The 20,190-nt window shown below is 40.9% G+C and carries 20 protein-coding genes and 1 riboswitch; of the genes, 14 read left to right on the top strand and 6 right to left on the bottom strand.

The features are described 5' to 3' along the window. The first annotated feature begins 80 nt into the window (after window positions 1-80). Window positions 81-2,813 (top strand): cation-translocating P-type ATPase, encoded by a 2,733-nt coding sequence (locus tag I585_RS10995; protein ID WP_010741848.1) that lies wholly within the window; start codon window positions 81-83, stop codon window positions 2,811-2,813. 97 nt (window positions 2,814-2,910) lie between these two features. Here the strand turns inward: I585_RS10995 and I585_RS23845 are convergent, their stop codons facing one another. Further along, window positions 2,911-3,045, bottom strand: a complete 135-nt coding sequence (locus I585_RS23845; RefSeq protein ID WP_010741849.1) for a hypothetical protein — start codon at window positions 3,043-3,045, stop codon at window positions 2,911-2,913. 237 nt (window positions 3,046-3,282) lie between these two features. On the opposite strand from I585_RS23845, the gene I585_RS11000 reads away from it, so the two are divergent. From I585_RS11000 to I585_RS11015, 3 genes are all read left to right on the top strand, one after another. Continuing rightward, window positions 3,283-4,974, top strand: a complete 1,692-nt coding sequence (locus tag I585_RS11000; protein WP_010741850.1) for a metallophosphoesterase family protein — start codon at window positions 3,283-3,285, stop codon at window positions 4,972-4,974. Window positions 4,975-5,106: 132 nt separating this feature from the next. Beyond that, window positions 5,107-5,505 (top strand): hypothetical protein, encoded by a 399-nt coding sequence (locus I585_RS22625; RefSeq protein WP_010741851.1) that lies wholly within the window; start codon window positions 5,107-5,109, stop codon window positions 5,503-5,505. Window positions 5,506-5,632: 127 nt separating this feature from the next. Continuing rightward, complete coding sequence (locus I585_RS11015; protein ID WP_010741852.1) at window positions 5,633-7,348, top strand: ABC transporter ATP-binding protein; 1,716 nt, start codon at window positions 5,633-5,635, stop codon at window positions 7,346-7,348. Between the two features lie 46 nt (window positions 7,349-7,394). Here I585_RS11015 and I585_RS11020 read toward each other — a convergent pair whose 3' ends face one another. After that, on the bottom strand, window positions 7,395-8,327 hold the full coding sequence (locus I585_RS11020) for a helix-turn-helix transcriptional regulator (RefSeq protein WP_010741853.1): 933 nt from the start codon (window positions 8,325-8,327) through the stop codon (window positions 7,395-7,397). A 121-nt stretch (window positions 8,328-8,448) separates the two neighbouring features. Here I585_RS11020 and I585_RS11025 point away from each other — a divergent pair, with 121 nt between their 5' ends. The 8 genes from I585_RS11025 (at window position 8,449) to I585_RS11055 (ending at window position 15,494) form a co-directional block, all read left to right on the top strand. Continuing rightward, window positions 8,449-9,087 carry a type 1 glutamine amidotransferase family protein gene (locus I585_RS11025; RefSeq protein ID WP_010741854.1) on the top strand — a complete coding sequence of 213 codons (639 nt, stop codon included), beginning with the start codon at window positions 8,449-8,451 and terminating at the stop codon, window positions 9,085-9,087. A gap of 200 nt (window positions 9,088-9,287) precedes the next feature. Next, window positions 9,288-9,451, top strand: a riboswitch (cobalamin riboswitch). Window positions 9,452-9,606: 155 nt separating this feature from the next. Then, the gene (gene nikB / locus I585_RS11030) at window positions 9,607-10,548 is read left to right on the top strand and encodes a nickel ABC transporter permease (RefSeq protein ID WP_010741855.1); all 942 of its coding nucleotides are present in this window, start codon (window positions 9,607-9,609) and stop codon (window positions 10,546-10,548) included. Next, window positions 10,545-11,372: a nickel transporter permease gene (gene nikC / locus I585_RS11035; RefSeq protein WP_010741856.1), complete on the top strand. Its 828-nt coding sequence runs from the start codon at window positions 10,545-10,547 to the stop codon at window positions 11,370-11,372. The genes nikB and nikC overlap by 4 nt, the downstream gene beginning before the upstream one ends. A 13-nt stretch (window positions 11,373-11,385) precedes the next feature. Continuing rightward, entirely contained in the window at window positions 11,386-11,631 is a 246-nt protein-coding gene (locus tag I585_RS23525; RefSeq protein WP_010741857.1) for a hypothetical protein, read from the top strand. Further along, window positions 11,589-12,944: an ABC transporter substrate-binding protein gene (locus tag I585_RS11040; RefSeq protein ID WP_010741858.1), complete on the top strand. Its 1,356-nt coding sequence runs from the start codon at window positions 11,589-11,591 to the stop codon at window positions 12,942-12,944. The genes I585_RS23525 and I585_RS11040 overlap by 43 nt, the downstream gene beginning before the upstream one ends. 13 nt (window positions 12,945-12,957) lie before the next feature. Continuing rightward, entirely contained in the window at window positions 12,958-13,743 is a 786-nt protein-coding gene (locus I585_RS11045) for an ABC transporter ATP-binding protein (protein ID WP_010741859.1), read from the top strand. Then, window positions 13,736-14,539, top strand: coding sequence for an ABC transporter ATP-binding protein (locus tag I585_RS11050; protein ID WP_010741860.1), 804 nt, complete (start codon window positions 13,736-13,738; stop codon window positions 14,537-14,539). Before I585_RS11045 ends, I585_RS11050 begins: the two co-directional genes overlap by 8 nt. Before the next feature lie 19 nt (window positions 14,540-14,558). Further along, entirely contained in the window at window positions 14,559-15,494 is a 936-nt protein-coding gene (locus I585_RS11055; RefSeq protein WP_010741861.1) for a M14 family metallopeptidase, read from the top strand. A gap of 555 nt (window positions 15,495-16,049) precedes the next feature. On the opposite strand, the gene I585_RS11060 is transcribed toward I585_RS11055, so the two are convergent. The 4 genes from I585_RS11060 to I585_RS23390 form a co-directional block, all read right to left on the bottom strand. Continuing rightward, window positions 16,050-16,346 carry a hypothetical protein gene (locus I585_RS11060; protein WP_010741862.1) on the bottom strand — a complete coding sequence of 99 codons (297 nt, stop codon included), beginning with the start codon at window positions 16,344-16,346 and terminating at the stop codon, window positions 16,050-16,052. A gap of 239 nt (window positions 16,347-16,585) precedes the next feature. Then, entirely contained in the window at window positions 16,586-17,086 is a 501-nt protein-coding gene (locus I585_RS11065; RefSeq protein ID WP_010741863.1) for a hypothetical protein, read from the bottom strand. A 216-nt stretch (window positions 17,087-17,302) separates the two neighbouring features. Further along, complete coding sequence (locus tag I585_RS11070) at window positions 17,303-17,602, bottom strand: hypothetical protein (protein ID WP_010741864.1); 300 nt, start codon at window positions 17,600-17,602, stop codon at window positions 17,303-17,305. Window positions 17,603-18,013: 411 nt separating this feature from the next. Then, window positions 18,014-18,163, bottom strand: a complete 150-nt coding sequence (locus I585_RS23390; RefSeq protein ID WP_010741865.1) for a hypothetical protein — start codon at window positions 18,161-18,163, stop codon at window positions 18,014-18,016. Between the two features lie 1,028 nt (window positions 18,164-19,191). Between I585_RS23390 and I585_RS11075 the strand changes: the two genes are divergently transcribed. Both I585_RS11075 and I585_RS11080 read left to right on the top strand, forming a co-directional pair. Further along, window positions 19,192-19,599, top strand: coding sequence for a DUF4430 domain-containing protein (locus I585_RS11075; RefSeq protein WP_010741866.1), 408 nt, complete (start codon window positions 19,192-19,194; stop codon window positions 19,597-19,599). Beyond that, window positions 19,571-20,143 (top strand): ECF transporter S component, encoded by a 573-nt coding sequence (locus I585_RS11080; protein WP_010741867.1) that lies wholly within the window; start codon window positions 19,571-19,573, stop codon window positions 20,141-20,143. Before I585_RS11075 ends, I585_RS11080 begins: the two co-directional genes overlap by 29 nt. Window positions 20,144-20,190 lie beyond the last annotated feature (47 nt).

Raw genomic sequence — 20,190 nt, forward strand, 5'->3', positions numbered from 1 at the left:
TGTATTAAATGGTGAGACTTGTGTATGTTGAACGAAACATACGCAGGTCTTCTTTTTTTAAGAAAAAATAGGAGGATTTTATGACGGAATTGAATAAAAAACAAAGTACGACCGAATTTTATGCGGAGACTTCAGAGGCTGTATTGATGCAGCTGAAATCATCAGTCGATGGATTGAGCGGAAATGAGGCGCAAAAACGGCTAGCCGAATATGGCAAGAATGAGTTGGCCGAGGGCAAGAAAAAAAGTTTATTTGTGAAGTTCGCTGAACAATTCAAAGATTTCATGATTTTAGTATTGTTAGCTGCAGCGATTATTTCAGCAGTCGTTTCTCATGAAGTCGTGGACTCGATCATCATTTTACTAGTCGTGATCATTAATGCGATCATGGGTGTTTTTCAAGAAGCGAAGGCGGAGCAGGCGATCGAAGCCTTGAAACAAATGTCTACACCCAATGCGACGGTTTTGAGAGATGGACACACCTTATCGATCAAAAGCGATGAGCTGGTCCCTGGCGATATCGTTCTTTTGGAAGCCGGCGATGTAGTACCGGCGGATATTCGATTGCTGGAAGCTGCCTCACTAAAAATTGAAGAGGCCGCTCTGACAGGAGAATCAGTCCCGGTCGAAAAAGAAATCACTGTTTTGCCGGCGGGCGATATTGGTATCGGTGACCGGATCAATATGGCTTTTTCAAACAGCAATGTTACTTACGGCCGCGGCAAAGGCGTAGTTGTAACGACTGGCATGAGTACCGAAGTCGGAAAAATCGCCGATATGCTGGCTCAAGCAGATGAAACGGAAACACCACTGAAAAATAATTTGAATGATCTGGGCAAGTTTTTGACATTGGCGATTATTGCTATCGCAGTCATCATGTTTATTGTCGGAACGGTATTCAACGGAACGTCTTTCGTGGATATGCTGCTGACATCGATTTCGTTAGCAGTCGCGGCGATTCCTGAAGGCTTGCCGGCGATCGTCACGATTATTTTAGCTTTAGGAACCCAAGTGATGGCGAAAAGAAATTCAGTTATTCGAAAATTACCGGCAGTGGAAACGTTGGGCAGTACCGATATTATTGCTTCAGATAAAACAGGAACCTTAACGCTGAATCAAATGACAGTAGAAAAACTTTATACGGATTTTCAGCAAAAATCAGCCAAAGCCGCGATCGAAAAGGACAATATGGCGTTGAAGATCATGAACTATGCCAATGATACGAAAATCGCGCAAGATGGCACACTGATCGGCGATCCAACAGAAACGGCTTTGGTTCAGTTCGGAATTGATCAGAGACTTGATCTAAAAGAGAGTCTTGGTAAGGAGCCGCGAATTGGCGAACTGCCTTTTGATTCCGATCGTAAATTAATGAGTACGATCCATCAGCTTTCAAATGGGAAATATTTGGTCGCGGTAAAAGGTGCCCCGGATGTCTTAATTCAGCGAACAACCCGAGTGCTCGCTGAGGGACAAGAAACCGCAATGTCCGAAAAACAAAGAAATGAAATATTGTTCAACAATGCAGACATGGCCAAACAAGCCCTGCGTGTGTTAGCGATGGCTTTCAAATATCTTGATGAAATTCCCCAAACGCTGACTTCTGAGCTGCTTGAAAATGACCTTTGTTTTGCTGGGTTAGTCGGAATGATTGATCCGGAACGAGCAGAGGCGGCAGAAGCTGTCAAAATGGCAAAAGATGCAGGAATACGTCCGATCATGATCACGGGGGATCACAAAGATACCGCGGAAGCCATTGCAGTCCGGTTAGGAATCGTTCACGCAGGAAATTCGGATGCGGTCTTGACTGGTGCGGAGCTAAACGAGATGAGTGATGAAGAATTTGCCAAACAAGTCTATCACTATTCTGTTTATGCCCGCGTATCCCCTGAACACAAGGTGCGTATTGTCAAAGCGTGGCAGCAAGAAGGCAAAGTCGTGGCGATGACAGGAGATGGGGTCAACGATGCACCATCGCTAAAACAAGCAGATATCGGAATCGGTATGGGAATCACAGGGACAGAAGTTTCAAAGGGAGCTTCCGATATGGTCTTGGCCGATGATAATTTTGCGACGATCGTCGTGGCAGTAGAAGAAGGGCGAAAAGTCTTCTCAAATATTCAAAAAACAGTGCAATATTTATTAGCGGCGAATTTAGGTGAAGTGCTGACGTTGTTTATTGCGACAATGTTTGCTTGGGACACGTTGCTGCCAATCCATCTATTATGGATCAATTTGGTTACAGATACTTTTCCGGCGATTGCTTTAGGAATGGAACCGGCAGAAAAAGATTTGATGAGTCATAAGCCAAGAGGGCGGAGGTCTAATCTATTCTCCGGCGGCGTTTTCAGCAGCATTATCTATCAAGGAATTTTGGAAGGCGGTCTTACGTTATTCGTCTATTGGTTTGCGATTCAAAATCCAGCACATACGGCTTTGAACATGCCGGGACTTTCGGCGCAGGCTCTTTATAGCTTGCAGCACGCGGATGCTTTGACGATGTGTTTTGCTACACTTGGGTTTATGCAGCTGTTCCACGCATTTAATGTGAAGTCTGTAAAACAGTCGATTTTCAAAGTCGGGCCTTTCCGTAATAAAACCTTTAATTGGGCGATCTTGCTTTCCTTTGCTTTGATGGGTGTGATCATTCTCGTTCCGGGACTGAACGATATTTTCCGAGTAGCGTCACTGAATGGAACTCAATGGGGTGTCGTGGCGGCAGCCTCCTTCTCGATTATTCCAATCGTGGAAGTCGTTAAGTTCCTACAAAGAAAGACTTCAGTTGAAAAAGTTGAGGAAGCCGTGATCGACTAGACGAATCTAAATAATGAGTAGAGGATTTTCTTTTCTCCTAAAATAAGGAAGGCAACGTACGCTAAATCAGTACGCTGCCTTTTTATGTTATGAACGATTACTTAGGACAAACATATTTATCCGTATTATTTCCGACAAGTATGGTGTTTACATAGATCTGTTCGATGATTCCGGTTACTTTTTCTCCATAGCAATTGATTGTGGTAATCTCATTTCCAATAACAAAGTCCATCTAGAATCAATCCTTTCCTTGGACATGCTAACACTAGAAGAAGGAATATTCTTTTCAACTTTTTATTAAAGGTAGAAATAAATAATAGTGCCTTTTACTTGTCAATTTCCTATTTAAAAGGCTTGTTTTTCATTTTCTAAAATATTTTTATTGAATTCAAAATTTATTAGGTTCAAAACAATGATAAACGCTATAATGAACGTACTAGATAAAGGTTCGTGATATAGAGGTGTTTTGATGAAACAAAAGAAAAATGAACAGGCGCTAACAGTCGGAAAACGAGAGCTGTCTTTGCCAACAGGCATTGCCTTGCCGCCAGAATTGGCTGCTCGAGTTGAGCTGTATCCAGAGAATAAACGGCGGCCGGTGAATAAAACGTTATTCAAAAACGATTATTTCCAGCTATCTTACAATACAAGAGATCAATCAATGGCGATAGCCTCTCAAGGAAATCTCGTGTATTCTGCGATTCCCTATGATACGGCTAGAAATTATATTCAGCGGGCGGCGATCCAATATTTGCTGCATCCGGAAGAAATTCGCCGTTATATCGAATTACACCAGACGACATTGGAAAAATACCTGACGCTGAGTATTTTTCAGGTGACAGGAAATCGTGTGGATGAGCAATCTTTTGAAGTGAAGCAGGCCTATAATGCGATCTTGCAAAATCCTTTGTTGGAGATTCAGGTGGCGGGCCGCTTGATGCAGCACGATGAGACGGGACCACTCTCTGCGAATCTGGCCGGGAAGTTTCTGTTTAGTGAAAATGCGAAGACAGGGATCGCGGGGTATATCTCTGAATACTTGAATTTCGTTGTGCAGCTTGCGAACTCTTTGCCATTAATGATCGATGGCAAAGCCGTTCAGTTATTATCTTCTACCGAACAAGATCAACTGCTGATCGATCAAGGGTTAACAATTCATTCAGATATTGATTCTGCTTTGTCGTTATTACCACAAGAGGTAAAACAGGGACTAGAAAACGCACTTGTTGTTATGGGGTCAACGCCGGTGGTCAATACTCAGCCGCTTTTACGTTCCGAATACGGCGAAGAACTGACCAGAGTTCGCGAGAATTATATTGCTCATAGTGTCCATCCCGATGAGGCTGAGAAATACTTCAAAAATGTTCATTCCACCGAAAACCGAAATATCGTAAATGTGGTGTCAGACATTCATGCCAAAGACGGGAAGCTGCCATTTCTCAATCGCAACTTTAATGTACTGGCGGGGGATGTTTCTGATTCGCATGTAACAGATGAAGAAATAGCGGGTATCTATGTGATCGGCGGTCATGAATTGGTCGATGTATTACCTGAAACCTCCGATCAGGAAAACGAGCAGTGGGATAAATGGCGGCCTTATTTCAAGTACGAATGGTTCAAGGAGCTGGTTCAAGATCCCGATGAAGCGTGGTATTTGCTGCCGACAGGAGAGCATGCTTTTTATGAGGTTGTAAAGACCGAGTTAGCGGAGCGTTTTCCGAAAATGCAGCTGCTGAATAATGGCAGTCTCGTTCATGATGGGGTTCGCTATATCGGATTAACCGTGCCAGTCGCTTTAGTGAAACGCAAGAAGGCACAACAGCGATTCATCTTAAACTCGTTAGAAAAATTACTAGACCAAGATACGAATATTCCAACGGTGATTGTTTCACATGCACCATTATTCAATGAGTTGAGTCTATTGCCGGAAACTAGCGAGGCCTATAACAAAGAATATATCTGTGAGGAACCGAAAATCGAAAAACTCTTTGAACAGTACAATATTGTTGGGGCAATCCACGGTCACCACCACATCCCGGCCTCTTCTAGACGATTCAAAAAAGTCGAATTCGCAGGAAAAAATCTATTTGTTGTATGTTCGATCTATTCAAAAGTAAATACCGGTTTTGAACTGATGAGTCTGTTGGATGTGAAAAACTAATACAAAAAAAAGGAGAGAACTTTTTCGAAAGTTTTCTCTTTTTTATTTCTAATAAGGCAATCGCTGGTAAATAGGATGAGATGGTATACTTGCTTTGAGGTTTATCGAGATCAAAGGTTTGGAGGAGAAGCTATGAGAGTCGTTGTTTCGGGAAGTATTGCTTTTCAAGCGGAGTATCAGAAATTGCTAAGATATTTTGAAAAGACTGGAGTAGAGCTGATCGATTATCCACGTCCTAGTCAGAATCTAACAGAGGAGTACCCTCAAATTCTGACGACTTTCTTTCGGAATATTGAAGTTACTGATATTTTTTACTTATATAATCAAGATAAAAATGGCGTCTCAGGTTATATCGGCGCGGCGAGTTTTTCTGAATTGACCTATTGCTTAATGCAGAACTTGATTCATGGAAAAGCGATCAGAATAGTTTTATTGAAAGAGCCAGCAAAGGAAAATTTTTGCTTTGATGAGGTTAGTATGTGGTTTAAGAATGGGTGGGTGGAAGTAGGAAATCCCCTAGTAGCGAATTGAAAAAAATTTGAAAAATAGACGGGATGAAATTAGCCGAGGCACGGCCTCAATAGTTTTGCTATAATGGATGGAATTGACGCCAAGAAACTTGATTCAAGCGTAAATTTATTATAAAGGAGTTTCAAAGATGTTAAAACGTTTCTTTAGCTATTATCGTCCGTATAAAAAACTGTTTATTCTGGACTTCACTTGTGCGGTATTTGCTGGTTTGTTAGAGCTGGCATTTCCGGTTGCGGTGAATCAGGTCATCGATAAAATCATGCCGCGAAAAGAATTTCGGATCATTTTATTGGCCTGTCTCGCACTGTTTCTTTTTTATGTATTAAATACGATTCTCCAGTATATAGTGGTCTTTTTTGGACACAAATTGGGGGTCAACATTGAAACAGATATGCGCCGAGAGTTATTTGCTCACCTGCAGACTCAGCCATACGAGTATTACGACAATCAAAAGACGGGGAAATTGATTAGTCGTTTGACCACCGATTTGTTTGAAATTTCAGAGGTCGCTCACCATGGTCCAGAGGATGTTTTTATCACGATCATGACGCTGGTCGGAGCCTTTCTATTGATGCTCAACACCCATGCAAAACTAGCGCTAGCGACGTTTGCTGTATTGCCGCTGATTACGATTGCGTTAGTGTTTTTCAATAAGAAAATGACCAATGTGAATACTAGGATCTATGAAGATTTGGGTGAATTTAATGCGGGTGTGGAGGCTTCCGTCAGCGGGATTCGGGTGACGCAATCCTTTGCCAATGAAGAATATGAGTACCATCGATTTGGCGGTTTGAGCGAGGCTTACCGCAAGTCAAAGATTCTATTTTATCGAATAATGGCTATCAGTTCGGCCTATAACTATTTATTGATTCGTTTGATTAACCTGTTCACGCTGATTTTTGGTTCGTATTATGTGATTCAAGGGGAGCTAACTAATGGTCAATTCGTTGGGTTTATTCTTTTAGCCAATGTTTTCGTCCGTCCGATTGAAAAGGTCAATAATATGATTGAAAGTTATCCCAAAGGAATCGCAGGGTTTAAACGTTTGACAGAAGAATTGGATAAAAAGCCAAACATTGTAGACCGGCCAAATGCGCTGAATGTGACTCATTTAGCGGGCAATATCAACTATGATGACGTGTCCTTTTCTTATGCGGATGGGAAAAAAGTGCTGAATCATGTTGACCTGACGATCAAAACTGGGGAAACGGTGGCGTTTGTTGGTCAAAGCGGGTCAGGGAAAACGACGTTGTGCAACTTATTGCCGCGCTTTTACGAAGTGACCGATGGAAAAATTACAATTGATGAGATCGATATTCGGGATATGACGCTCGCGTCTTTACGAAATCAAATCGGAATTGTTCAACAGGATGTGTTCCTATTCCCAGGAAGTATTCGAGAAAATATTGCTTATGGTCGTTTGGATGCAACAAATGAAGACATTCTGACTGCCGCAAAATTGGCTCACTTGGAGGGCGTATTAGAACAAATGCCAGAGGGGATCGATACTCAGATCGGTGAACGAGGGGTTAAACTTTCTGGCGGACAAAAACAACGGGTAGCGATCGCTCGGATGTTCTTGAAGAATCCACCTATTTTGATTTTAGATGAGGCGACTTCCGCTTTGGATACCGAAACAGAACAAGTGATTCAGGAATCCTTGAACTCATTGGCGAAAGGGCGGACGACTATGATCATTGCGCATCGCTTAGCCTCGATTAAGCACGCAACCCGGATCGTCGTCGTTAGTTCGGACGGTATCCTAGAACAGGGCACCCACGAAGAGCTGATGGAAAAAGGCGGAGCCTACCGCAATTTATACGAGGCCCAATTTAGAAAATAAAAACGATCACTGAAAAACTCTTCCGAGAATTTTCAGTGATCGTTTTTTATTTTGCATATAATTCAGCAATATTCTGTATTCTTCGTTTCATTTCTTCGCGAATATGCGGTGGTTCTAAGCACTCGCATTTATCCCCAAAACTGAAGAGAATATTGTAGTTGTAGTCATTTTCGATGAAAGGGAATTTGACGAGGTAATGCTCCTCACCATCCGGCTCAAATTGTTCATAAGTACAATAATCAAGTACGCCGTCCATGACAGATCGATGGATTCGAATGATGATCGTTGTTTGCATACTTTCTATAATATCAGGGAATTCCAGCTGCGGTTTTTGATATTCTCGCGGTGTAAAAGTTTTTTCTTGCAACTGCAGGCTTGTGATACGAGAGAGCTTGAATAAGCGGAAATCTTTTCTTTCGCAGCAATAGCATTGACAATACCAATGGCTGTTTTTTAAGACAAGCTGATAGGGCTCGACTGTTCGTGCGGTTTTATTGCCATGGCGATCCGCATAATCAAAGGAGAGCAGTCTATTTTCCTTTAGAGCAGTTTGAATCAGCTTTAAATAGGGTTTGATATTCTTGTTGCCCATCCATGTACTTAAATCTACGTATAGTTGGTTGGTTTTTAATTCAATATCTTTTGCTCTGTCGGCCGGGACGAAACTCTTGACTTTCGCAAGTGCATTCGCCAATTCTTCACCATGTCCCATATTGGAAAGGCTGGAAAGACCCATCAAGATAGCGGAAAGATCCGTCGTCGAAAAGACCTTGCGATCCACCTTATAGTTCTCCATGATCTCAAAGCCGCCGCCTACTCCTGAAGTCGAACGAATCGGGATGCCAGCCAAATTGATAGAATCTATATCGCGATAAATCGTGCGGGGGGAAACTTCAAATTTTTCTGCTAACTCCTGTGCGCCGATTCGTTCTTTATCAAGCAGGATCATAATAATGCTGACAAGCCGGTCAACTTTCATCGAATGCCCCTTCCAAAAATATTTTTCAGTTCAGTATAGATTGTTGCCATACAGATGTCAACGATTGCTAGGTATACTAAACATGTAATCAAATCAAACACAACGAAATTGGAGGAAAATTATGAATACAATCTATGTTTATGTTCTTAATACTTTAGCTGACTGGGAAATTGGGTATGTGACTTCAGAACTGAATTCTGGACGATTTTTTAAAAAGGATGCACAAGCTGTATCACTCAAAACAGTCAGCCATTCCAAAGAGCCAATCAACACAATGGGTGGGATGACAATCGTGCCTGATTGTTTAATTGATGATATTCTAGTGAACGAAAATAGTGTGCTGTTACTACCAGGAGCAAATACGTGGAATGATCCAAAACATGCGGCTATCCTAGAAAAAACCAGCGAACTTCTTGCTGCAGGTGCTACGGTAGGGGCGATCTGCGGAGCAACGGCTGCATTGGCTAACTTAGGTTTGCTGGATGAGCGTCCTCATACTAGTAACGGAGCAGGATTTCTTGATATGGTTTCGCCAAGCTATCAGGGACAAAGTTTTTATATCGACGAGCCCTCTGTAGCAGATAATAATCTGATCACTGCCAGTTCGACTGGAGGATTGTTGTGGGCAAAACAAATCATTGAACGTTTAGATGTTTTTCAAGCGGACACATTGGAAGCTTGGTATAACTATTTTAGTACTGGTCAGTCAGAACACTTCTTTGCATTGATGCAGACATTGCCAGCTAATGAGGAAGGCTAAGCTTATCTCCTATATACAGAGTAAGCAAGAAAGATCGCGTAAATGTATACCATTCTAACGATCGAACGACGGTTTTTGAAATCGTCGTTTTTTTGATAGTTGTTAAATTAATAAAAATAGTAATATCTTGCTTTATCCTTTTCAAATTTGTGAAATTTTGGCTGACCTATTTATGATTCATAGGATTCTTCAGCGAACTCCCTTATAATTCAATGAAAGAAAACGCATTCAATAAAGGGAATGAGGTGAAAATCCTCAACAGCCCCTTTCTACTGTATACGCAGACGAAATCATTGACGCCACTTTACGGGAAGGCATGAGAGTAGGATGAAGCGAAGTCAGGATACCTTTGTTGAAAGCGATAAGAGAATGGATTGGGAAATTCTTTTATACCGCAAATGAGCAGAGGACCGGATAAAACTGTTTTTTTGTCGTATAAAGGCACGCCCTAATTCATTGGATTAGGGCTTTTTTGCATGTCAAAAAGTCGCACAGACGACTTATACGGGAGAGAAAAAAATGAGTATTCAGAGGAGCAAGCAGCGAATCATTCAAATGGTGATCGTATTATTCGGCATTAGTTTTTTGACCTTTCTATTGGTTTACTTATCGCCGGGTGATCCGGCAGAAATCATGCTGACGGAATGTGGCAATATTCCAACGCCAGAAACATTGGCTCAGGCCAGAAAAGATTTAGGTTTGGATCGGCCGTTCTTGATCCAATACGGCAGTTGGCTGAAGGGGGTAGTGACCGGTGATATGGGGATGAGCTATTCCTTCAAGGTCCCGGTCTTTCAGAAATTGCTCTCGTGCTTTATTCCAACGGTGGCTTTGGCCGTTTCTTCCTTGCTGCTGATGATCGTCGTATCGATTCCCTTGGGTATTTTATCGGCGGTTTTTCATAACAAACTCTTGGATTATCTGATTCGCGGATTTTCCTTTATTGGCATCTCAATACCGAGTTTTTGGATCGGGCTTGTTTTGCTGCGGATCTTCGGTGTGAATCTGGGCTGGGTCTCGGTTTCGGGCGGCACAGCAGATATTCGATCGCTGATCTTGCCGGCAGTCACGTTGGCCTTAGCGATGTCAGCCAAGTATACGCGGCAAGTTCGAATTACTGTTTTAGAAGAATTGAATAAGGACTATGTGATGGGAGCTCGGATGAGGGGGATTTCGGAAAATAAAATCCTTCTTCGCCATGTGCTGCCGAATGTCTTGCTGCCGCTGGTCACGATTTTAGGGTTGTCCTTTGGAAGTCTGTTAGGCGGCACAGCTGTTGTAGAGATTATTTATAATTGGCCGGGATTAGGCAATATGGCGGTAAAAGCTATCGCTTGCCGGGATTTCCCGCTGATCCAAGGCTATGTATTGATGATCTCATTGCTCTACATGACGATCAATATTCTGGTCGATCTGTCTTATCCGTTGATTGATCCAAGACTGAGGGAGAACGAGTCATGAAAAAAACTTTGGCTTTGTTGAAGAAGAACAAACAACTGACGATCTCATTGATTTTGCTGGCGCTGATCTTTTTAGTTGCGCTCTTTGCGAAACAGCTGGCGCCCTTCGATCCATTAGCTGCTGATATGAACAAATCGCTGACCGCGCCAAACAGTGTGAATCGATTCGGCACGGATAAATTGGGACGAGATCTATTATCACGTATTATTTTCGGGACCCGTACATCCGTCGGTTCAACGATTATTATGGTGGGGATCATTTTTGTACTAGGAACTTTTGTCGGGATATTGGCCGGTTTTTTCGGCGGCTGGGTAGATCTTGTTATCATGCGGATCGCCGACATGATGATCTCTTTTCCAGGATTAGTGCTGGCGATTGCGATTGCGGGAGTATTGGGGCCGAACTTGGTGAATGCAGTGATCGCTATTACCGCGGTCAGCTGGACAAAATATGCGCGATTGTCCCGAAGCTTAGTGTTGAGAATCAATGAAAGTTTATTTATGAAGGCGGCATTGGTGACGGGAACCAGTAACAGTCGACTAATGTCTAATTATATTTTGCCGAATATTTTTTCCCCCATGCTAGTCACTGCGATGACTGATATGGGCACTCTGATGCTGGAAATCGCGGCCCTGTCCTTCTTAGGATTTGGTGCACAGGCACCTGCGCCGGAGTGGGGATTGATGCTGAATGAAGGGAGGACTTATCTGACAACCGCACCATGGCTGATGATTTATCCGGGTCTGGCGATGGTGATTGTGGTGGTGACGTTTAACCTTTTAGGCGACAGTGTAAGTGACTTGATGGAAACAAAGACAGGATAAAGGAGGAAATCAAATGAAAAAAATGGCAACTCGCGGAATTGCAGCAGCATTATTGCTTTTGGTGGTTGGTGGATTGGCCGGCTGCGGAAATGACAAGGAGGCCGCCGAAAGTGACGAAAAAAATCTGACGATCGGCGTAACAAGCTTCGCGGATACTTTAGAGCCGACGGAGCAATATTTTGGCTGGGTCGTTTCGCGCTATGGGTTGGGGAAAACTTGGTTCGATTTGATAAGGACGGGAAAATCGAACCCTGTTTAGCAGAAGACTGGTCGGTCAGTGATGACGAGTTGACGTGGACCTTCACGCTTCGTAAAGATGTGAAGTTCTCCAATGGCACGAAAATGACCCCTAAAATTGTGAAAGAATCCCTTGAACGGGCATTCAAGCTTAATTCACGGGGAGAAACTTTTTTCAAACCAGAATCAATCGAAGTGAAAGAGAATCAATTAGTGATCAAAACAGAGAAGCCTTCTGCTGTTGTTCCGGGAAGCTTGGCCGATCCGCTCTTCTTGATCGTCGATACGACGGCCGATATGGATTCCTTTGCTAAAGACGGGCCGATTTGTACCGGACCATATGTGGTGAAGAAGTTTAATCCCACCGAAGATTGCGAGTTGGTCAAAAACGAACACTATTGGGATGGTAAAGTCCCGTTGGATAAGGTCACGATGAAATGTATCGATGATCAGGCTACTCGTTCGATGGCGTTGCAAAATGGTGAAATCCAAGCTGCCTATAACTTAAAAACGGAAAATCTAGCCGAGTTCAAGAAACAAAAAGATATCAAGTTTCTAGAACTAGATTCGTTACGTTCAACCTATTCCTTTATGAATCAAAACGGACCGCTAAAAGACTTGAAATTGCGGCAAGCGTTGATTCGCGGATTGGATCGTGAAAGCTATGCAAATAAACTGTTAAAAGGCGGTGCAACACCAGGCAAAGCACCGATCCCGCCGACCTTGGATTTTGGCTTTGATGACTTGAAGGATGAAAATGCCTATGATCCAGCTTCAGCGAAAAAATTATTGGCAGAAGCGGGGTACAAGGATACCGATGACGATGGTTTTGTTGAAATGCCGGACGGCAAACCCTTGGAGCTGGAATTCGTGATCTACACCAGTCGTGAAGAATTAAATATCTATGCGCAGGCAGCACAGGCGAACTTAAAGGATATCGGGATCAATGTCAAATTGAATACAGTCAGCTATGAAACATTATTGGATATGCGGGATTCCGGCAGCTTCGATATGCTGATCTGGAATGTGTTAGTCGCAAATACCGGTGATCCAGAAAATTATTTACGCGAAAATTGGTACAGTAAATCGCCATCGAATCAAGCAGGCTACAAAAATGAACAGGTGGATACGCTGATTGATGAATTGACAATTACGTTCGATGAGAATAAACGCCGTGAGTTAGATATCGAGATCCAGCAATTAATAATGAATGATGCGGCAACGGTCTTCTTTGGTTATGAAACAACCTACCTGTTCCATTCGGATAAGGTAACCGGACTAGAATTGTATCCAATGGACTATTATTGGTTAACAAAAGACGTGAAGTTTAAATAGAGGGTGAGCGCTTATGCTGAAGATCGAACAATTATCCGTTCAATATCAAGGAAATCCACAGCCTACACTGCACGATTTCAATCTGTCCATAGACAAGGGGGGGATTGTTTGTATCGTAGGAGAAAGTGGAAGCGGGAAATCCACCGTATTGAAGACGATTATAGGCGCATTGCCAAAAAAAACACAGATTTCAGGAATGATTCAATTTGAAGAAATGTCACTCTTGCAGCAGTCAGTTTCTGAATGGCAGAAAATGCGTGGTACTGTCTTTTCGATGATTTTTCAAGACAGTACCGCCGCGTTGAATCCTATCCGAAAAATCGGAAAACAATACGAAGAATATATTCGCCAGCATGAATCAGTCAGCTCTGAGGATGCCCGAAAACAAGCGGAAGCGATGCTGAAGAAAATGCAGCTGCGGGATGCTCGCAGTATTATGGACAGCTATCCCCATCAATTGAGCGGCGGAATGTGCCAGCGGATAGGGATAGCGCTGGCGATGACGTTCAATCCTCGTCTGCTTCTGGCCGATGAACCAACCAGTGCGCTGGATGTCGTGACGCAGGAACAAATCGTGGAGCAGCTGCTGCAGGTCAGAGAACAATTTTCTGTATCGGTCCTGCTCGTTACACATAATGTGGCGATGGCGGCACACATGGCAGATCGGTTGATCGTGATGGAAAACGGCAAAATTGTTGATCAGGGTTCTCCATTAGAAGTGATTACTCAGCCGAAAAGTGCCTATACTAAAAAACTGTTAGCCTCAGTTCCCGAACTGAAAGGAGCCGCTTATGTCTGAGTTGATTTTAGATATTCAAGGATTGACCAAAGAATTTATCTTACCAAATAAAGAAACCTTAACAGCCTGTGATCAGCTTTCTTTTACTGCCAAAAAAGGCCAAACAATAGGTATCGTTGGCGAAAGCGGATCGGGAAAATCGACGCTAGTCAATATGCTGATGCTGATGGAAACACCGACTCAAGGTAAGATTCATTATCGAGAAAAAAATATTCTCAATCTAAATCGACGAGAAATCTGGCAGCTGCGACCCAATATCCAGATGGTCTTTCAATCGCCCACCGCCTCGATCAATCCAAAAATGAAAGTCATCGATGTCGTGACCGAGCCGTTGTTTAATTACAAAAGATTGAAAGCAAAGGATAAACGAAAGAAAGCACAGGAGCTGTTGGCGCTAGTCGATCTTTCTGAAGAATATTTGGAACGATATGCGCATCATTTGAGCGGCGGGCAATGTCAGCGCGTGTGTATTGCTCGAGCATTAGCGTTGAATCCAGAAATTTTGATTTGCGATGAAGCGACCTCCGCACTAGATGTGTCCGTACAAAAAAATATTATCGACCTCTTGATAAATTTACAGAAGAAAAATAATATGACAATCCTGTTTGTCAGCCATGACTTGGCGTTGGTCCAGTCCTTTGCCCATGAAATATTGGTGATGCAAAATGGGGTGATCGTGGATCGGCTGTCACAGGAACAGAATCTGAATGCTTCGGAAGTGACGTATACACAATGCTTGCTTAACTCAGTTTATTCGCTATCCAAAGTAAAACAGCGTCTTTTGCTGGAGAACTGACCAAAGGAGAAAATCTATCGTGAAACATTTACTGGAGCAGCAGTCCTCTGCTAGTGCCAAAAATTATTATTTCCAAGTTCGAGGAACAAAGCTAGAACTTCCCGTATCGATCATCAAAGGTAAAGAATCGGGGCCGACAGTATTGATTACCGCAGGCATTCACGGGTCTGAATATCCTGGGATCGAAGCCGCGAAACGATTGATTCAAGAGATAGATCCCGATAGGCTTGTTGGAAATTTGCTGATTTTTCCTTGTATCAATCAACGCGCTTTTTTTGAACGCGCCGCATTCATCAATCCCGCCGATGGAAAAAATCTTAATCGCTGTTTCCCGGGAAATCCGACAGGGACAGAATCAGAAAGACTCGCTTATGCGCTGGAAACAGAGATATTTTATTTGGCGGATTTCTATCTGGATTTTCACAGTGGAGATTTGTCAGAACAACTAGAATCATTTGTCTTTGTGCCCGGCTTTGGTGAGGACTCGGTCATGCAAAAAGCTCGGCAAGCAGCGAATTATTTAAATTTGCCTTTTGGCGTAGCTTCCCAAAGTCGTACAGGCGCATACAATCACGCTTCTATAATAGGTGTTCCGTCCTTGTTGATCGAGCGCGGAGGGTATGGCGAACGATGTGCCAAAGATATAGCCGGATTCGTTGACGATGCTAAAAGAATCATGACGCATTTAGGAATGCTGGAGCACTCACTACTAAAGAAGAAAGAGCTGAAATTACTCACCCAAATCTGCTATTTTGATAGCACATTAACAGGTTTATGGACACCTGCTTGCAAAATAGGAAACGTAGTCAAAAAGGGTCAGCTTTTAGGAGTAACAGAAGATTTCTTTGGAAATATTTTGGGAGAATATACTGCTGAACAAGACGGACAGATCTTGTATCAAGTCACAAGCTTGCCGATTGTTAGCGGAGAAGTGCTGATTGCTTATGGATATTAACAAGCTTTACAGGCAACTTGTATTTTATTGCTGATTTAAAAGAAATCATTGATCAAAAAAGCTAGCTTATCACACCGTAAACAAAGAGCTGAATTGAGAAGAATGATGATTTCTAAAACAAAAGGTATACCTATGACCCCTGCGATCAAAAATTGCAGGGGTATTTAACGTCCACTGAACTAGTTCTTGATGAGAGCTACAATCAATCCCATAAAGGCATATCGAATAAACTTACTCAAAGTCGCATCACCTCCCATCCGGAGTAAGAGGGATGACGACTAAATCAAGTTTATCTACGCATATTCAGTTAGAGAAGGCAAAATTTAGTTTTTTAAGTTTTATCAGACTTTATTCAAGAAGGGCCTTCCTTATTCTTGAGGTTTTTATGTATAGAATAAAGGTTTGGCATAACGGAGATTAGTTGAAAAATTGATAGGATGGATGAAGAAATGCGAGCTTAATTAGGGTAGTGAGATGAAAATGTAGATTCACAGTATGGGTGATTATGGAGTGACAAAATAAGCCACACTATGAATGAAATCACGGCAAAAAAACTCAAACAGTGATTAAAAAAATGAAAAGAATCAAAAGGGCATAAATTAGTAGTCCCATTGGATTTCTCGGATTTATGGTTAATCCATATCCTATAGGTCTAGACACAAATAATTTATTCTGTTTCTTTGGATTTAAAATGAGAACAAGCACGGCATTCATAATAAGAACTAAAGCAATGATGAGACCAATGTAGTTTATGCTCATATTTGATAGCAAAGTATTCTTTAAGACGTATAGAATGATAATAATTATTGCAAGTATGGCAAGCGCAACACCAATTACTTTGTCTTTGTTCAATTAAAATTACCTCCAATAGTTGCTCGGTAAAAATTTTTTTGAGAATTTATATCTTTCGGGATGGACTAGAGTGCCTGCAAGTCAATGTGGCCTCCGCCAACGTATGGTTTATGGACTGAATCAATAGATATGGCGGAATTTCTATTGATTTGAGAAGTACAGGTCGTTACTAGAAAACATACGCTTAATACTAAAATGACTTTTATCTTTAGTGGAAGACTTGTTGGGTATTCTATTTTTTATAATCTGCTTCCGTAAGCGTTTGTTTCGAACACTTCTCCTAGAGGGGTTACTCTGTAAAATCCAACTGTGCCAGAGCCTCCTTGCTGAGCTATTTCTAATGAGTGTAGTGAGAATAAGAAATGTGCATCAATTTGCATATAGAAATCTAGTTGCAGATTTGGATTTGAAACTAATGGTTGTGTATCGATAATTCTTTGTTTAGCTTGTTCTGCTGTAGTTACGTAAGTTGTTTCTTGTAGCTGAGCTTCAGTAGGCACTGTCGACGATGCTTGATTAGGGACAGTTGATGCTGTGTCTGAAATTTGTTCAGTAGATTCCACAACGGTGGACGAGCTGGTAGTTGATTCTGGTAATTGAGAGCTTGAAGATGTTGCTGTTACTGTTACAGATGCTTTTGAAGAAGACGTCGAAGTTTTAGTGTGTGCTGATTTTTCTTTTTCACAACCAGATAAAGCTATTAAACTTAAAAGAATGATGCATAAAGTTATTCTTTTCATATAGAGACCTCACTTGAATTTTTAAGTAATAATAACAATAGTTTATGAATTAACAGCAAGGAAATAATAAAATAAAAAGAACAACATAGTGGTGCATTACTAATAAAAAAGGTTTTTCAGGTAAGGTCAATATTGCTGGTTTAGTTGTTTAAAATAACTGGTCATATTAAATCGAATCGAAAAAATACAAGAGAATTTTCTCTTGTATTTTTTGTCTTAGTTAGTAGCGAAATAATTATCAATATGATTCTTTATTTCTTCAAAATCGTTAGTCATAAATAATTTTGCAGGAACTTGAATTATTGGAAGATTATTTTCGTTATCAAAAGGTGTAAATGGGTTAGGGACTACCAAATAATCAACGGAATCCTTATCTCTAATGTAGTTGATGGAGACGTTGTAGTCTTTTGAAAAATAATCTTTCAAATCCTCGTTATTCCTGACACGTGGGTTCGCAAATATTGAACCATAGTTAATTCCTGTGCTGACAGTTAATACAAAGCATATTTTCTTCATAATATATCCCCTTACATATAAGGATATATTTATGAAAACGCTTTGTAAATATAAAATTTACCAACAGATGAAACAGCGTATATTGAGTGCTACCAATGAACTTTTGAATTAAAACAAATAAAAAGGGACAGTCGTCCCTTTTTAAAATCTGTTATTCTTAGAAACCAATGATTTGGCTAAAGTTACTCCTGTAACGATTACACCAACGTAGACTGCAATGATTATCGTCATGATAACGGCCTCCTCTTTTACATTAAGAGTAAAGGAATCAAAAGAAAAAATCAATGGACCTTAGTTACGGATAATTCGGCTAACGGAAGATATCAATGACAAAAAAATAAGCATCTACCATGATTAACATGTAGATGCTTTCAGTACGAACAGTAATTGTCCATTAGAGATTTACACTCCTTATGCGATTTTTGCTAATTCTTGTACTGCATTTTCAATTGTGGTACCTGTAGCACTTTTGTTTTCGTTGTTTTTGTCGAAAACAATAAATAGATTCAAGTCAGTATCTAAAGTTACTCGGTACTCTAATTTTTTGTTAGTGAATGTCATATAGCATTCTCCTTTCTCATTAGTGACGAAAGGCAACTAAAACGTTCATAACGAAATTCCATTTATTAATATACCACAATTCAAGAAATTCTCCTAATAAGTAGGTCGAGGGTTAATACATAAACTTTATAGACCAGTTGTTGGGAGACTTTAGATGAAACTCAAACCGACTCTTGACGAAGTTCGACTTCGGGAATGATTTTCTATTGTTTAGGTTTTTTTACCCTGAGCGAAATTATATATGATAGTATTTCTTTGTATAGAAGGCGAGTATTGAGTGATGCAAAACTCGAAGAAATTGAATGTTCTGTATATCAAAAAAGATATTGAAAGAACTAGTTGTACTAATGAAGCGATAAGAAAATCAGTAGCAAGGGAATGTATATCGAGTCATGGATGGAAATAAAAAGATTTATATCCGAGGAGTTATTCAAGTAATAGTGTTCATGTTAATTGTTGGGTTACTGCTTTACGGATCTCAAAATTTTTCACTAAAAAATTTCTTATTAGGAACACTAGTCTTTTCATTAGGTGTATGTGTCAGTGTGTATTTAAGGGTGAGTAAACGGTGATCTCTTTACTTCACTAAAGCAAAAAAATGAACGAGATTATTCAAGTCTAGTTATTATTCAAAGGGCAAATATTTTTTATTTATTATTACTTATTTGTGTTATCTAGCCCAATTGTTTGCTGAATGCTTCTGAACCTTTATTTTATTAAGTAAATCTGTTATTTTGAATATAGATAAAGACGCTTTCTGCGAGGTTTAGAGTTATGAAATAGAAGATGAACAATACTATTTAACTTGAAAGTTGTGGTTTATCTAAAACTGAATAGTTCAATCGGCGGTTAGGAAAAAGGTGAAATTCCTTTACAGTCCCTTTCTACTGTAATGCATGAGGCAAAGTCAGACACTAGCGTTGATTGATTCGAACAAGCAATATCAGGGTCGTTTGTTTCAATATTTATTCAGACACCCATGATTTTGGGTGTCTTTTTAGTTAATAAAGTTAAAGGGGATAAGGATAATGAAGAAAAGAAATTTAGTTTTTGCGGGATTAGTGAGTTTGATGTTATTTGGCGGATGTTCATCAGATCAAGCAGATTCGACAGATAGTTCGTCTGCCAAAGAGACAGTTTCAAGTACGAAAAAAAATGAGCTTCACTCAAGTATCACGTTATTAGATGGTGACAAGGAGCTGTCGAAAAAGGAGATCACGTTTAAAGAAGGACAAAATTTATTTGATGCACTAAAGGATAACTACACTATTGAGGATGATGATGGAATGATCACCTCGATCGATGGTCATGCTCAAGATGCCAAAAATAAGAAGTATTGGGTCTTTACAATAAACGATGAGCAAGTGAACGCTGGGGCAAAAGATGTCGTGTTGAAGAAGGACGATCGTGTGGTGTTCAAACTTGAACAATTCTAGATCAATCTATTCCATCTTTTCATTAGGGGTAAAAGAATTAAGTCTGTTGTCGATGATGGTCGCTTTATGTGTCGTCAGTCGAACGTTCTTCCAATTTATTGTGAATGTGCAGCCTGTTACGGCGATATTATTGATTATCACGATCTATTGGGGCGCCTATCAGGGATTATTAGTCAGTATTCTATCCATTCTGATTACAAACTTTTATATGGGGATGGGTGTTTGGACCATCGCCCAAGTCGCGACCTATTTTCTACTTATTTCACTGACCGGATTGTTAAAAAAAATTCCGAAATTTAAACAGAGTATCCTGATCCAGGCGGTCTATGCAGGGATCACAGGCTTGCTATTTGGATTTTTGATATCAGCGATTCAAGCACCATTTTTGGGTATCTCAGCATTTTTGCCTTATTATTTGGCAGGTATCCCTGTAGATGTAATGCACGCCGTTGGAAATGTTGTGTTCTATCTATTATTGACGCCTGTTTTGAAAAAATTATTAACAGAGACGATACGAAAGTGGCGCAGAGCAAGCAATGGATAAACAGTTTATAAGTTCAAAGCTTGTCTGCGTGAGAAAATGATTTACAA

Source organism: Enterococcus malodoratus ATCC 43197 (genome assembly GCF_000407185.1).
Lineage (GTDB): Bacteria > Bacillota > Bacilli > Lactobacillales > Enterococcaceae > Enterococcus_A > Enterococcus_A malodoratus.

What these genes read in the sequence shown, in the direction of transcription:
- I585_RS10995 (WP_010741848.1), top strand. Translation starts at nt 81, where the DNA reads ATGACGGAATTGAATAAAAAACAAAGTACGACCGAATTTTATGCGGAG.
- I585_RS23845 (WP_010741849.1), bottom strand. Translation starts at nt 3,045, where the DNA reads ATGGACTTTGTTATTGGAAATGAGATTACCACAATCAATTGCTATGGA.
- I585_RS11000 (WP_010741850.1), top strand. Translation starts at nt 3,283, where the DNA reads ATGAAACAAAAGAAAAATGAACAGGCGCTAACAGTCGGAAAACGAGAG.
- I585_RS22625 (WP_010741851.1), top strand. Translation starts at nt 5,107, where the DNA reads ATGAGAGTCGTTGTTTCGGGAAGTATTGCTTTTCAAGCGGAGTATCAG.
- I585_RS11015 (WP_010741852.1), top strand. Translation starts at nt 5,633, where the DNA reads ATGTTAAAACGTTTCTTTAGCTATTATCGTCCGTATAAAAAACTGTTT.
- I585_RS11020 (WP_010741853.1), bottom strand. Translation starts at nt 8,327, where the DNA reads ATGAAAGTTGACCGGCTTGTCAGCATTATTATGATCCTGCTTGATAAA.
- I585_RS11025 (WP_010741854.1), top strand. Translation starts at nt 8,449, where the DNA reads ATGAATACAATCTATGTTTATGTTCTTAATACTTTAGCTGACTGGGAA.
- nikB (WP_010741855.1), top strand. Translation starts at nt 9,607, where the DNA reads ATGAGTATTCAGAGGAGCAAGCAGCGAATCATTCAAATGGTGATCGTA.
- nikC (WP_010741856.1), top strand. Translation starts at nt 10,545, where the DNA reads ATGAAAAAAACTTTGGCTTTGTTGAAGAAGAACAAACAACTGACGATC.
- I585_RS23525 (WP_010741857.1), top strand. Translation starts at nt 11,386, where the DNA reads ATGAAAAAAATGGCAACTCGCGGAATTGCAGCAGCATTATTGCTTTTG.
- I585_RS11045 (WP_010741859.1), top strand. Translation starts at nt 12,958, where the DNA reads ATGCTGAAGATCGAACAATTATCCGTTCAATATCAAGGAAATCCACAG.
- I585_RS11050 (WP_010741860.1), top strand. Translation starts at nt 13,736, where the DNA reads ATGTCTGAGTTGATTTTAGATATTCAAGGATTGACCAAAGAATTTATC.
- I585_RS11065 (WP_010741863.1), bottom strand. Translation starts at nt 17,086, where the DNA reads ATGAAAAGAATAACTTTATGCATCATTCTTTTAAGTTTAATAGCTTTA.
- I585_RS11070 (WP_010741864.1), bottom strand. Translation starts at nt 17,602, where the DNA reads ATGAAGAAAATATGCTTTGTATTAACTGTCAGCACAGGAATTAACTAT.
- I585_RS23390 (WP_010741865.1), bottom strand. Translation starts at nt 18,163, where the DNA reads ATGACATTCACTAACAAAAAATTAGAGTACCGAGTAACTTTAGATACT.
- I585_RS11075 (WP_010741866.1), top strand. Translation starts at nt 19,192, where the DNA reads ATGAAGAAAAGAAATTTAGTTTTTGCGGGATTAGTGAGTTTGATGTTA.